Genomic DNA, 12,673 nt, shown 5'->3' with positions numbered 1-12,673 from the left:
CACAGGCCCCCATGATCCCTGAAAACAGAGAGATGGGCTCCATTGGAACGGCACTCTGTGCTCGTGTGAAGCCGATTCCGGCAATGACAAATTTAACAAGAGAGGAGACAGGACAAACGTTTATTGCTTTTCGGTTCACGAATAGCAATAGTTCTCACTTCTTTTTTTTGGCCTTATCCCCCCGAGGTTTCACAAGATGTTTCGTCACCCCCTGGCAAAGTTGCTGCTGCTTGGTCAGCTCGCCCTGATGAGCTGGATGGCACAGGCCGCCGCCCCCGTTGAAGTGGAAGATGTGATGGGCCGCAAGGTCTCCCTGAGCCTGCCCGCGAGCCGCATCGTGCTCGGTTTCTATCCCGAGGATTATCTGGCCGTGGCCGGTGAAGGCGGCGCCGATCGCCTGGTGGGCATGTCCCGCGGCTGGTTCGTCAAGTCCCGCCCCGCCATCTGGTCCCTCTATGTGGCCAGCCTGCCGCAACTGGCCAGGGTGCCGGACCTTGGCAACGTGCAGGATCAGAGCTTCTCCATCGAGAAGACCCTGGCGGTCAAACCCGATCTGGTGATCCTGGCCCAGTGGCAATACGAGGCCCTGGCCCCGGATCTGCCGCGCCTCGAGCAGGCAGGCATCCCAGTGGTGGTGGTGGACTACAACGCCCAGACCCTGGCCCGCCACATGGCTAGCACATTGCTGCTTGGCAAGGTGACCGGCCAGGAGGCCCGTGCCCAGAAGATGGCCGACGAGTACAAGGCCAGGATTGACATCATCACCTCCCGCATCGCCGCCGCGAAGCGCCAGCCCCCCCGGGTCTATATCGAGCTGGGTGACAAGGGCCCGGCCGAGTACAGCTACACCTATGGCAAGGATATGTGGGGCGCCATGGCCCTGCTGGCGGGGGGTGACAACGTGGCGGCGCCCTTCGTCGAGCGCTGGGGCCCCATCCACCCTGAGCAACTGCTGGCGAGCAAGCCCGAGGTGATCCTGATGGCGGGCTACGAGAGCGTGAGCAGCGCAGAAGCGATGCAGGTGGGCCAGGACGTCTCGGCCGAGACGGTGCGCCAACGTCTGCAGGGCTTTGCCGCCCGTCCGGGCTGGAGCGAGCTGCCCGCGGTGCAGCAGGGTCGCCTCTATGCGGTCTATCACGGCGCCACCCGCAGCATCATGGATGCCGCCCTCATCGAGTTCATGGCCAAGGCCCTCTACCCGGATCTGTTCCAGGATCTCGATCCCCTGGCCACCTATCAGGGCTTCTACCGCAGCTATCTGCCCATCCGTCCCGAGGGTACCTTCATGCTGGGTATCAAGCCGGGTGAAGCCAACTAAATCCGGTCGTTCGGGCTCTGCCCACCTCGGCAGAGCCCTCTTCGTCATCCCTCTTTAACCGGGCGCCCCACATGGCGCCCGCTTCAGGATTGTCATCATGAATGATCTGGCTGCCCTCCAGCAGACCCTCACCCGCCAGCGGCAACGGGAGCGCCGTCGCTGGCACTGGCTGGCGCTGCTCACCCTGGTGCTGTGCATCACGCTAGTGCTCGACATCGCCACCGGTCCCTCTCTGCTGCCCCTTGGGGAAGTGGTCAATGCCCTGCTCTCTCCCGCCCAGGCGGACGCCATGACCCGCACCATAGTCCATGACATGCGCCTGCCCATCGCCCTGATGGCCCTGGTGGTCGGCGCGTCGCTGGGCCTTGGCGGCGTGCAGATGCAGACCCTGCTGGACAACCCCCTCGCCAGCCCCTTCACCCTGGGGCTCGCGGCCGCGGCCGGGCTTGGGGCCGCACTGGCGCTCTATACCGGCGGGCTCGGGCTCCCTCCCCTGATCGCCATTCCGGCCGGTGCCTTCATCCTGTGCATGTTTGCCGCCAGCCTCTTGTTTGGTCTGGCCATGATGCGCAACATCAGCAGCCAGACCCTGATCCTGGCGGGCATAGCCCTTTTGTTCCTGTTCCAGTCCCTGCTCTCCCTGCTGCAGTTCCTCTCCTCCCCCGAGCTCAACCAGCAGATCATGTTCTGGCTGTTTGGCAGCCTGATGCGCACCACCTGGGACTCCCTGATCATCACGGCCGCCGTCACCCTGATCTGCACCCTGCTCATCTATCGGGATGCCTGGGCCCTCACCAGCCTGCGTCTGGGGGAAGCCAGGGCCCGCAGCCTCGGGGTCAACGTGGACAGGCTGCGCATGAAGACCCTGATCCTGGTCGCCCTGCTCACCGCCACCGCCACCAGCTTCGTCGGCATCATCGGCTTCGTCGGCCTGGTGGCTCCCCACATCGCCCGTATGCTGGTGGGGGAAGATCAGCGCTTCCTGATCCCGCTCTCCGCCCTGTGCGGCGCCTGCATGTTGTCGGCAGCCTCTGTGCTCTCCAAGTCCATCATTCCGGGGGCCCTCTTTCCCATCGGCATCGTCACCGCCCTGATTGGCGTGCCCTTCTTCATCTGGCTGATCCTCGGCAGGGGGCGTAAACGTGCTTGAGATAACCCGACTCTCCCTCTCCCTCGGCCAGCAGACCCTGCTGCGGGAGCTCGACCTCACCCTGCATCCGGGTCAGGTCCATGTGATCATCGGCCCGAACGGGACCGGCAAGACCTCGCTGCTGCGCGCCCTGTTCGGTGAACTGACCCCGGCCGCTGGCGACATCCGCCTGGGGGGTCAGAGTGCCCGCCAGATGACCCAGGCCAAATGGCGCCAGCAGTTTGGCTACATGCCCCAGAACATCCAGCTGGAGCTGGACTTGAGCGTCATCGAAGTGGTGGTGCTGGGGCGCCTCGACAGCCTCTCCATGCGTCTGGCGGACGAGGACATACTGGCGGCCGGTCGCGCCCTGCAGGCGCTCGGCATCGCCCATCTGGCGGATCGCCCCCTCTACTCCTTGAGCGGCGGCCAGCGGCAGATGGTGCTGTTTGCCCAGGTGCTGCTGCGGGATCCCCGCATCATGATGCTGGACGAGCCGGTCAGCGCCCTGGACCTGCATCACCAGATGCAGCTGATGGAGCACCTCTGTGAGCAGACCCGGGAGCAGCAGTGGATCACCCTGGTGGTGCTGCACGATCTCAACCTGGCGGCCCAGTTTGCCGATCAGCTGATCGTGCTGGCAGGGGGCGATCTGCAGGCCTTCGGCCCTCCCGCCCGGGTGCTCGACGCGGCCCTTATCGAGCGCCTCTATCGGGTGCCGGTGCAGATAAGCCACGATCAGAGCGGCATCCCCTTCCTGCGTACCCTGCGAAGACAATCATGACGGCCCCTTCGGCATGGCCCGCAACCGGCCCCAGGGTACACACAAGATGAGCGGCGCCTCCTGTTGGCGGGACTGGCAGGGCATGAGCCCGGCCGCCCGCCTGCTCATCATCAATGGTCTGGCGTTCAACCTCGGCTTCTACATGATGATGCCCTTCCTCGCCCAGCACATGGGCAGCGGGCTTGGCCTCGCCGGCTGGGCCTGCGGCCTGGCCATGGGGATGCGGGTCTTCAGCCAGCAGGGGCTCTTCCTGCTGGGGGGCACCCTCGGGGATCGCATCGGCTATCACCCCGCCATCGTTTGGGGCTGCCTGGTGCGCTCGGTCGGTTTCGTGCTGCTGGGCTGGGCCGAGTCCCTGCCCATACTGCTGCTGGCGGCGACCCTCACCGGTTTTGCCGGAGCCCTCTTCACCCCCTGCGCCCAGGCCTATCTCGCCAGCGAATGCAGCGCGCCCAGTCAGCGTCAGCGCGCCTTCGCCCTGCACAATCTCGCCAGCCAGGCGGGCATGCTGTTCGGCCCCCTGGTCGGCCTGACCCTGACCCAGCAGAGCTATGCCCTGACAGGCTTGTTGGCGGCTAGCCTGTTCGCCCTGCTCGGGGTGCTGCAGTATCGGGTGCTGCCCAAGCGCCCGGCGGTCAACCAGAGCCCGCGCGGCGCCATTTTGCGCCAATGGCGGGAGATCCTGCGCCAGCGCCCCTTCATGGTGTTCACCCTGCTGGCGGGCAGCTACCAGATCCTGTTCCACCAGCTCTATCTCGCCCTGCCCGCCCATATCCAGAGCCTGCCGGACGCCACCCAGCTGCTCGGCGGCGTCTTCACCCTCTCGGCGGTGATCGGCGTCCTGCTCCAGCTGCCGGCCTCTCGTCTGGTGGAGCAGCGCCTTGGGGTGCCGCTCGCCATGGGGCTGGGGATCGGGGTGATGGGGCTGAGCTATCTCGCCCTGCCGCTGCTCTCCCCCTGGCCGACGGCGGGCGTCCTGGCGCAGGTGGCCCTGCTATCCCTCGGATCCACCCTCTGCTTCCCGCTCTTTGCCGCCCAGTTGCCCCGCTACGCCCCCCCTGAGCAGCTCGCCAGCTACTACGGCTTCTATGCCAGCGCCGGGGGCTGCATGGCGCTCTTTGGTAACCTGCTTGTCGGTTTTATGCTGGGGGATGCAGGCAGCCGCCCCGCCACCGCCATCTGGCTGCTGCTGGCCCTCGCCGGCCTGCTGGCGGGGGTTGGCCTCTATACCCAACTGCGCAGAAGCGGCCACGAGCAGGCAGCCATCAATAAATAAACCTGGCGGCCAAGGCCGCCAGGTTTTTATCTCATTCCTCCCTCTCCGCTCTCCCCCTTTTCGTCTAATCCGAAACAAGGCGATATGCTAGACGTCGGTGACGGCCTAACCAGAAAGAGGTTCAACTCTTGTACCTGCTCAGTCATTACAACCTGATCCTCTCGGCAGGTAACAACCTTGTCTACCTGCTCCAAGGCGAGTTTCAGGTTGGGGCAGTGGACATGGGGCATTCGATCAGATTCAGATATGCCTCATAGTGAAGAAGTGGCAAGATGAGAGGGTTTATGGCGAATTACAGATACATATCACATGAAGATAGCGAACACTAGATTATGCTGCGTTAATGTCGAGAATTAGTTTAACTAAAAACAATGGAATATATATGAGAGATCCTAGAATATTTATTGCCTCTTCCGTAGAAAGCCTAGATGTAGCGGATGCATTCAATGTGAATTTGGATCATCAAACTGAAGTAACTGTTTGGAAACATGGTTTCACCCTCTCTCAAAACACAATTGACTCTCTAGTGAAAATGGCAGACTCTGTTGATTTCGCTATTTTCATTTTTACGCCAGATGACGTTGCGCAAATTCGAGAGCAACAGAAAAGCATTGCTCGCGACAATATCGTTTTCGAATTGGGTCTATTTATCGGAACCTTAGGAAAAGAAAGGTGTTTCATTGTAAAACCTAGAGATACTGATTTACATCTTCCGACTGATCTTTTGGGGCTAACCCCCGTAGATTATAATGAAAAAAGAACAGATAGAAATTTAGAAGCGGCAGTTAACCATCCATGTACATTAATAAAGCGAGAGATCAACAAACTAGGCTTGCTTGCTCATGAACTAGACGTGACTCAAAAACCTCGCAGAAAAATTGAATATAACTATAAACTTGGGAGCATTGAGCATCGAATGTTAACAAGAGTTCTAGAGAGCTATACTACATCTCCTGATGGGGAAGCTGTTTGGCGTGTTTTAAATGATATTAAGGGTGTAGATAGTGGAATATTGAGCCTAGCTTCTATTAAACTTGAGAAATTAGGTTTTTTGGATAAAAGAATAGCAATTGATCATGAGTACAATAATAGTGAATATTATACTCTTTCTATCACATCTGAAGGCATTGATTACTTGTTAGATAATGAGCATTTGATTCATAAAAGTGGTGATGTATCTTCATTTTAACTTCTTTTATATATGGAAGCAGTATTGTCACTGTAAATCAGAAGAAAATGGCGGGCTCTCTGCCATTTCTTATTTTTCTATTGTTGGCCATATAGGGGGGATTTTCTACATCGAGAACCGTAGGTTCGATTAGCGCAGCGTAATCGGACATTCGCGATAGCAATAAAAAGGACGCCATCAGGCGTCCTTGAAAAAAACTGGGTCAACTCCCCAGATGCAGCGCCAGCCAGACCGCCAGGGGGATCACCACCACGGAGAGCGCATTGCCGCCGAGCACTATACTGGCCACCTTGTCGGGCTGGCACTGGTACTGCTCGCACAGCATGTAGTTGAGCACCGCCGGGGGCAGCGCCACCGAGAGCATCAGGAGCGGTATCCAGTCAGGCTCAAGGGGCAGCAGCCAGACGGCGATGCCAAGGGAGATCCCCCCCGCCAGCAGATAGAGCAGGTTGCATTTGAGCGCGAGCCCCAGGTGGCCCAGCTCCCCCTCCATCAGCCGGATGCCTAAGGCAAACAGCATCAGGGGCACCGCTATCTGGCCGAGCAGGGAGGCGCTGGTCACCAGGTAGTCCGGCAGCGGGATCTGCAGGTTGGCCACCAGCAGCCCGGCGAAGGCGGCCCAGAGCACGGGGCTTTTCAGCCAGCCCCAGCGGGAGCTGCTCGCGGAGAGGATAAACATGCCCACCGAGAAGTGGAGCAGGTTGGAGAGCACGAAGAGGATGACGATGGCGCCGAGCTGCTGCTCACCAAAGGCCAGCACCATCAGCGGGATGCCGAGGTTGCCTGTGTTGCGAAACATGGCGGGCAGGATCAGCGCCGCTCTCTCTATGCCCTTGAGCCTGAGCAGGGAGAGCAGCAGGCCCGGCAGCAGGATCACCAGGGCCCCGGCCGCGATCAGCGGCAGGTGGGCCGCCAGATCCAGGGGGTATTTCACCAGCGCCGAGAAGACCAGCGCCGGGGAGAAGAGCTCTATATTGGCCCGGTTGATGTAACCGAGTTCGGCTCCCCCGCGCAGCCGCCCGTAGAGGGCGCCGAGGCCCGCCACCGCAAACACCGGGATGACGATATCGAGCAGGGCACTGAGCATGGGGAGTCCGTCTTAGAGTTCGCGGGCGGGGCGTCCCATCAGCACCACGGGATCCAGGGTGACCTCCAGGGTGCCGTTGCTGACCCAGAGCTGGCCGTCCGAGATGGTGCAGGTGAGCTGCATGGTGCGCTCCACCATGGCGGTCAGGGGCAGGGTCTGGCTGTCGGAGAGCTCGATCACGGTGAGGTTGTCGTGCAGGCCGAGCTTGCCCTGGTTCTGCTTCCACCAGACGCTGGTGCCGCGGCCACCGTAGAGATAGAGCACCACCTGACGGGAGCGGTTGCACGCCTTCTTGAGGCGCTTCTCGTCGGGCTGGCCGAGTTCAATCCAGAGCTCGATCTCGTCGGAGTAGTTCTTGCGCCAGAGCTCGGGCTCGTCGTCCGCCGAGAGTCCCTTGGTGAACTCCAGCCGCTCGGCGGCGTGCCAGGCAAAGGCCGCCAGCCGGATCATCATCCGCTCGTCGGTCTCGGAGGGGTGACGGGCCAGGGTGAGGGAGAAGTCCTGATAGAGATTGCGGTCCATGTCAGACAAGCTGATCTGGGCCTTGAAGATGGTTGCCTTGAGCGCCATAGAAATCGTGAACACCTGATAAAAGAGAAAAGGGCGGACATGCCGGGCGCCAGTGTAATCAAAATGGCCGCCGGGTTCGACCATATTGACCACAGTTTCCCCACTTGGGGCTGGATAAGTGCCTTAAAAGACACATAAAACAAATGCCAGTCCGTGAGACTGGCATTTGGCGGCATGAACGAGAGTGACTCACTTCTCGGCGGACTTGACCCCGAAGGCATTGAGCAGCAGGCAGCAGATCACTGCCACGGCCACGAAGCCGCTCAGGAAGATAAAGGGCATGGCCCCGTATCCCAATATGTTCCAGATGGTTTGTTCAAGCAGACTCATAGTGTGTCCTTCATCCAGTGAAATGGGTGTCCCTTGCGTGACGGAGTAGTCCCCGTTCCTGATAAGGCTATTTGACCTCAACCGGCGCCTGAGTCCTATGCCACCAAAGTAATAAATGGGGCACCAGTTTGCGCCAGATCAATGATTTGGCCCCTGATGTGCCGCTTTTTTGCCCATGGGGCGAGCATTCCCCCCTTCCCTGCCCACGGTCAGACAAAAAAGCGAGGCGACCCCGGGGTCGCCTCGCGTACATCCTGTGCAGATCGCCTGGGATCAGTAGAAGCGCTGCTGCTCCGCCGCCATCGCCTTGAGGCGTGCGCAGGGGGCGAACCTATCGCCGTGGCGCTTCTGGTAGAACTCGAGGCGCCCCACCAGGTGATCGATGCCGAGGCTGTCCATGTAGCGGAAGGGACCGCCCAGGAAAGGCGGGAAGCCGATGCCGAAGATGGCACCTATGTCGCCGTCACGGGCCGAGGCCACCACGCCGCTGTCGAGCGCCATGGCCGCTTCGTTGAGCATCAGCAGCACGCAGCGCTCGGCGATCTCCTGGCGGGCCAGCTTGGGCGATACCTTGACCCCGAGCACGGCGTAGACGCTCTCGTCCACCGTCTTCTTGCCCTCCTTGCCGGTGAGCTTGTTGCGCGGCGCCGCCTTGCCGTAGAGGTAGAAGCCCTTGCCGTTCTTGCGCCCCTTGCGATCGTCTTGCAGCAGCTTGTCAAAGGCCTTGGGGGCCTGGAACTGCTCGCCGCCGAGCTCTTTCTCGAGGATGGGGGAGATCTTGGCGCCAACGTCGATACCGACCTCATCGAGCAAGGTGATGGGGCCGACCGGGAAGCCGAAGTCCAGCAGGGCGCCGTCCAGCACCTCCACCGGCTCCCCTTCCAGCACCAGGCGCGCTGCCTCGTTCATGTAGGGGGCCAGGATGCGATTGACGTAGAAGCCCGCCTCGTCTTTCACCACGATAGGCGTCTTGCCCTGGGCCCGGGCGAAGGCCAGGGTGGTGGCCACCGTCTCGGGGCTGGTGCCCGCGTGGGGGATGACTTCCGCAAGCGGCATCTTGTCCACCGGGCTGAAGTAGTGCAGCCCCACCACCCGCTCCGGATGGGCGGCATTGGCCGCTATCTGGTGGATGGGCAGGGAAGAGGTGTTGGAGGCAAAGACGGTGTGTTCACCGCACTCGCGCTCCACGTCCGCCACCATCTGGTGCTTGAGGGCGAGATCTTCAAACACCGCCTCCACCACCATGTCGACCCGGTGGAAACCGGAATAGTCGAGGGTGCCGGTGAGCAGGCTCATCTGCTTCTCCAGCTCGCTGCGCAGCAGCTGGCGGCGCTTGAGCTTCCTGGCCAGCAGATCATAGCTGTAGCGCATGGCGTTGCCGATGCCGGCGCTCCCTACGTCCTTGATCCGCACCGGCACCCCGGCCTTGGTGGCGGTGACGAAGGCGATGCCGCCCCCCATCAGGCCCCCGCCCAGCACGGCGGCATGGGCCACCTTGCGCGGCTCGGCGCCCTGATAGGCGACCTCTTTCTTCATCTCTGTGGTGGCGAAGAAAATCGAGCGCAGGGCGGCGGATTCCGCCGTCATCACCAGCTCGCCAAAGTGGCGGGACTCGGCGGCGAGGCCGGCCTGCATCCCCTCCTCCACGCCGATGCGCACCACCTCGAGGATCCGCTCAGGGGCCGGGTAGTTGCCACGGGTCTTGGCTTTGACCCCCTTGCGGGCCTGATCGAACAGCACCTTGCGACCCAGGGCATTGGTCTCCAGCACCTTGCCCTGCAGATCCCGCTTCAGCCGATGGCGGGGCTTGCCCTTCTTGGCAAGCTTGATGGCGGCCTCCAGCAGGATGGAAGGCGGCACCACATCGTCCACCAGCCCCAGTTTCTTGGCCTGCTTGGCCCGCACCTGCTTGCCGGTCAGCATCAGATCCAGCGCCTTGGCCACCCCGATGAGGCGCGGCAGTCGCTGGGTACCGCCGGAGCCCGGCAGCAGGCCGAGCTGTACTTCCGGCATGCCCAGCACGGTTTTAGCGTGATCTGTCACCACCCGGCCATGGCAGGCGAGCGCCAGCTCCAGCCCGCCGCCGAGGCAGGGGCCGTGAATGGCGGCGATCACCGGTATGGTCAGCGCCTCGATCTCGGCGAAGACCACCTGACCCTCCCGCGACAGCGTCTCGGCGTCACGGGCACTGGTGCAGGCGGCCAGCATGCCGATGTCGGCCCCGGCGATGAAGGAGTCCTTCTTGCCAGAGACGATCACCAAGCCGATCAGATCGCGGTTCCCCTTTATCTCGGCCAGCACGGTGCGGATCTCGTCTGCGAAGGCGGCCTTCAGGGTGTTCATGCTCTCACCGGGCACATCCATGCACAGGATGCCGATGCCGTCTTTGCGAATTTCCAGTGAAAAAGTCTTAGCGCTCATCATTCAACCTCCAGCACCATGGCCACACCCAGCCCACCCGCCGCACAGGCGGTGTTGAGCCCCAGTCCCCCACCCCGACGCCGCAACTCGTGCAGGGTCTGGGTGATCATGCGCGCACCTGTGGCGGCAAAGGGGTGGCCATAGGCCAGCGAGCCGCCGAGGACGTTGAATTTGTCCATGTCCACCTCGCCGATGGCCTGATCCCGGCCCAATTTTTCGCGGGCAAATTCGGCACTGGCAAACATCTTGAGGTTGGCCAGGGTCTGGGCGGCAAAGGCCTCGTGCATGTCGATGAGGGTCAGATCGGCCAGCGTGATGCCGGCCCTGTCCAGCGCCAGCGGCGTGGCATAGGAGGGGCCCATCAGCATGTCCTGCCAGACGTCGATGGCGGAGAACGCGAAGCTGCGGATATAGCCTAGGGGCTCGAGACCGAGCTCTTTGGCGCGCCCCTCGCGCATCAGCAGCACGGCGGCGGCGCCGTCGGTGAGCGGGGTGGCGTTGGCGGCGGTGACGGAGCCATGCAGCCGGTCAAACACCGGCTTTAGCTTGGCGTAGCTCGCCAGATCCGAGCTTTCGCGGATGTTGTTGTCCCGCTCCAGCGGCGACTTGTAGGGGGGCACGTGGGCGGTGAACACCTCGCCACTGAGCTTGCCCTCGGCCCAGGCTTGCGCCGCCAGCGTATGGGAGCGGTGCGCCAGGGCATCTTGCGCCTCGCGGCTGATCTGGTGGCTCTTGGCCATCTGCTCGGCGGTCTGTCCCATGGAGAGGCCGGTGGAGTACTCGGCCACTGCGGGCGGCACCGGCATCAAGTCTTTCAAGCGCAGACGACGCAGAATATTGAAACGCTGCTGCAGGTTGCGCGCCTTGTTGAGATCCACCAGAGCACGGGCCAGGGTCTTGCTCACCCCTATGGGGAGCACGGAGGAGGAGTCGGCCCCGCCGGCGATGGCGATGTCCACCGTGCCGGCCATGATGGATTCGGTGACGTTGGCCACCGCCTGGAAACTGGTGGCGCAGGCGCGCGACACGCTATAGGCATCTGTGCTGACGCTCATGCCGGTGCCGAGCACTATCTCCCGGGCTATGTTCGGGGCTTCCGGCATCTGGACCACCTGGCCGAACACCAGCTGGTCGATGAGCTTGGGATCGAGATCGGTGCGGGCGAGCATCTCGCTCACCACCAGTTTGCCGAGATCCACCGCAGGCACGCCGTGGAAGGCGGTGGCCTGCTTGGCAAAGGGGGTTCGCAGACCCGCCACGACGGCAATCCGTTCGCCCTGGCGAGTCGTCAGTTTCAATGGCTGTTTCATCCTGGCTCCTTGGTTAAACGAGAAGATTAAAAGGAAGAGGTCTGACCTCATAACGCCACATCTTAACAATCCAATCACAACTTTCATACGGCTGATTGAAACTAAATTGTCCCCATCTTGGTCCCCTCCCTCGCCCTTGGGGGCCAACTGGAGTATAAAAAGATCAACTTCCATAAAAACAACGGGTTCATTACATGGCAGCGGCCGAATTCAGAGCGCTTGGGGACTATCTTGGCAGTCAGATCCTGGGACAGGGCCCCCTCATCGAGGGGCTGCTGATCGCCCTGCTATGTGAAGGACATGTGTTGATCGAGGGGGCGCCGGGGCTGGCCAAGACCCGGGCCGTCAAGGCGCTGGCCGGTGCCGTCGAGGGGCGTTTCGCCCGCATCCAGTTCACCCCGGATCTGCTGCCCGCCGATCTCACCGGCAGCGAGGTGTTTCACCCCCAGGACGCCAGCTTCGTGTTCCAGCCCGGCCCCTTGTTCAACCACCTGGTGCTGGCGGACGAGATCAACCGGGCCCCGGCCAAGGTGCAGTCCGCCCTGCTGGAGGCCATGGCCGAGCATCAGATCACGGTGGGCAAGAAGAGCTGGCGCCTGCCGCCGCTCTTTATGGTGGCCGCGACCCAGAACCCCATCGAGCAGGAGGGCACCTATCCCCTGCCGGAGGCCCAGCTCGACCGTTTCCTGCTCAAACTCATGGTGGATTACCCCAGCCCCGCCATGGAGCTCGCCATCTTGCAGCTCAACGCCGGGGGCGACGCCCTGCCGCCGCCCCCCGTGACCCTGAGCCAGGCCGCCTTGCTCTCGGCCCGCAGCGCGGTGCAGGCCGTGCAGATGCAGACCCGGCTAGAGCACTATCTGGTGCAGCTGATCTGTGCCACCCGCCCCGGCAGCGGCCTCTGCCCCGAGCTCGAACCCCTCATTGCGGTAGGCGCCAGCCCCAGGGCCAGCATAGGCCTGGCCCGCGCCGCCCGCGCCCGCGCCTGGCTCGCCGGGCGCGACTTCGTGCTGCCGGAAGACATCCAGCAGCTGGCCCCGGCCATCTTGCGTCACCGCCTCATTCCCAGCTATCAGGCCCTGGCGGACAACCTCGACAACGACACCCTGATCGCCCGTCTGCTGGATGCCATCCCATGTCCCTGACAGCCCGCTGTCCAGCGCCACCGCTTCATCCCGAGCCATCAGGCCCTGGCGGACAACCTCGACAACGACACCCTGATCGCCCGTCTGCTGGATGCCATCCCATGTCCCTGACAG

The 12,673-nt window shown here is 62.2% G+C and carries 11 protein-coding genes; 6 read left to right on the top strand and 5 right to left on the bottom strand.

What is annotated here, in order from left to right:
* Window positions 1-196 precede the first annotated feature (196 nt).
* The 5 genes from HB860_RS06215 to HB860_RS06195 all read left to right on the top strand — a co-directional run bounded on the left by HB860_RS06215 (window position 197) and on the right by HB860_RS06195 (window position 5,696).
* Window positions 197-1,318 carry an ABC transporter substrate-binding protein gene (locus tag HB860_RS06215; RefSeq protein ID WP_247626057.1) on the top strand — a complete coding sequence of 374 codons (1,122 nt, stop codon included), beginning with the start codon at window positions 197-199 and terminating at the stop codon, window positions 1,316-1,318.
* A gap of 97 nt (window positions 1,319-1,415) precedes the next feature.
* On the top strand, window positions 1,416-2,468 hold the full coding sequence (locus HB860_RS06210) for a FecCD family ABC transporter permease (RefSeq protein WP_202045557.1): 1,053 nt from the start codon (window positions 1,416-1,418) through the stop codon (window positions 2,466-2,468).
* A complete protein-coding gene (locus HB860_RS06205) occupies window positions 2,461-3,231 on the top strand; it encodes an ABC transporter ATP-binding protein (protein ID WP_247626056.1) in 771 nt (256 codons plus the stop codon). The genes HB860_RS06210 and HB860_RS06205 overlap by 8 nt, the downstream gene beginning before the upstream one ends.
* Before the next feature lie 46 nt (window positions 3,232-3,277).
* Window positions 3,278-4,507 carry an MFS transporter gene (locus HB860_RS06200; RefSeq protein ID WP_247626055.1) on the top strand — a complete coding sequence of 410 codons (1,230 nt, stop codon included), beginning with the start codon at window positions 3,278-3,280 and terminating at the stop codon, window positions 4,505-4,507.
* A gap of 382 nt (window positions 4,508-4,889) precedes the next feature.
* The gene (locus HB860_RS06195) at window positions 4,890-5,696 is read left to right on the top strand and encodes a TIR domain-containing protein (RefSeq protein WP_247626054.1); all 807 of its coding nucleotides are present in this window, start codon (window positions 4,890-4,892) and stop codon (window positions 5,694-5,696) included.
* A 202-nt stretch (window positions 5,697-5,898) separates the two neighbouring features.
* Here HB860_RS06195 and HB860_RS06190 read toward each other — a convergent pair whose 3' ends face one another.
* The 5 genes from HB860_RS06190 to fadI all read right to left on the bottom strand — a co-directional run bounded on the left by HB860_RS06190 (window position 5,899) and on the right by fadI (window position 11,414).
* Window positions 5,899-6,783: an AEC family transporter gene (locus tag HB860_RS06190; protein ID WP_247626053.1), complete on the bottom strand. Its 885-nt coding sequence runs from the start codon at window positions 6,781-6,783 to the stop codon at window positions 5,899-5,901.
* A 12-nt stretch (window positions 6,784-6,795) separates the two neighbouring features.
* Window positions 6,796-7,353 (bottom strand): YaeQ family protein, encoded by a 558-nt coding sequence (locus HB860_RS06185; RefSeq protein WP_043129908.1) that lies wholly within the window; start codon window positions 7,351-7,353, stop codon window positions 6,796-6,798.
* Window positions 7,354-7,542: 189 nt separating this feature from the next.
* On the bottom strand, window positions 7,543-7,683 hold the full coding sequence (locus HB860_RS06180) for a TIGR02808 family protein (RefSeq protein ID WP_081934454.1): 141 nt from the start codon (window positions 7,681-7,683) through the stop codon (window positions 7,543-7,545).
* Window positions 7,684-7,956: 273 nt separating this feature from the next.
* Window positions 7,957-10,104, bottom strand: a complete 2,148-nt coding sequence (gene fadJ / locus HB860_RS06175) for a fatty acid oxidation complex subunit alpha FadJ (protein WP_247626052.1) — start codon at window positions 10,102-10,104, stop codon at window positions 7,957-7,959.
* Window positions 10,104-11,414 carry an acetyl-CoA C-acyltransferase FadI gene (fadI, locus tag HB860_RS06170; RefSeq protein WP_139434636.1) on the bottom strand — a complete coding sequence of 437 codons (1,311 nt, stop codon included), beginning with the start codon at window positions 11,412-11,414 and terminating at the stop codon, window positions 10,104-10,106. The genes fadJ and fadI overlap by 1 nt, the downstream gene beginning before the upstream one ends.
* A gap of 194 nt (window positions 11,415-11,608) precedes the next feature.
* On the opposite strand from fadI, the gene HB860_RS06165 reads away from it, so the two are divergent.
* Complete coding sequence (locus tag HB860_RS06165) at window positions 11,609-12,559, top strand: AAA family ATPase (protein WP_247626051.1); 951 nt, start codon at window positions 11,609-11,611, stop codon at window positions 12,557-12,559.
* The last annotated feature ends 114 nt before the right edge of the window (window positions 12,560-12,673 follow it).

Origin of the sequence: Aeromonas genomosp. paramedia (assembly GCF_023093515.1) — a bacterium.
Classification (GTDB): domain Bacteria; phylum Pseudomonadota; class Gammaproteobacteria; order Enterobacterales; family Aeromonadaceae; genus Aeromonas.
The sequence above is the reverse complement of the archived record's forward strand: the minus strand, read 5'-3'. Positions and strand labels throughout refer to the sequence as shown.

What these genes read in the sequence shown, in the direction of transcription:
- HB860_RS06215 (WP_247626057.1), top strand. Translation starts at nt 197, where the DNA reads ATGTTTCGTCACCCCCTGGCAAAGTTGCTGCTGCTTGGTCAGCTCGCC.
- HB860_RS06210 (WP_202045557.1), top strand. Translation starts at nt 1,416, where the DNA reads ATGAATGATCTGGCTGCCCTCCAGCAGACCCTCACCCGCCAGCGGCAA.
- HB860_RS06200 (WP_247626055.1), top strand. Translation starts at nt 3,278, where the DNA reads ATGAGCGGCGCCTCCTGTTGGCGGGACTGGCAGGGCATGAGCCCGGCC.
- HB860_RS06195 (WP_247626054.1), top strand. Translation starts at nt 4,890, where the DNA reads ATGAGAGATCCTAGAATATTTATTGCCTCTTCCGTAGAAAGCCTAGAT.
- HB860_RS06190 (WP_247626053.1), bottom strand. Translation starts at nt 6,783, where the DNA reads ATGCTCAGTGCCCTGCTCGATATCGTCATCCCGGTGTTTGCGGTGGCG.
- HB860_RS06185 (WP_043129908.1), bottom strand. Translation starts at nt 7,353, where the DNA reads ATGGCGCTCAAGGCAACCATCTTCAAGGCCCAGATCAGCTTGTCTGAC.
- HB860_RS06180 (WP_081934454.1), bottom strand. Translation starts at nt 7,683, where the DNA reads ATGAGTCTGCTTGAACAAACCATCTGGAACATATTGGGATACGGGGCC.
- fadJ (WP_247626052.1), bottom strand. Translation starts at nt 10,104, where the DNA reads ATGAGCGCTAAGACTTTTTCACTGGAAATTCGCAAAGACGGCATCGGC.
- fadI (WP_139434636.1), bottom strand. Translation starts at nt 11,414, where the DNA reads ATGAAACAGCCATTGAAACTGACGACTCGCCAGGGCGAACGGATTGCC.
- HB860_RS06165 (WP_247626051.1), top strand. Translation starts at nt 11,609, where the DNA reads ATGGCAGCGGCCGAATTCAGAGCGCTTGGGGACTATCTTGGCAGTCAG.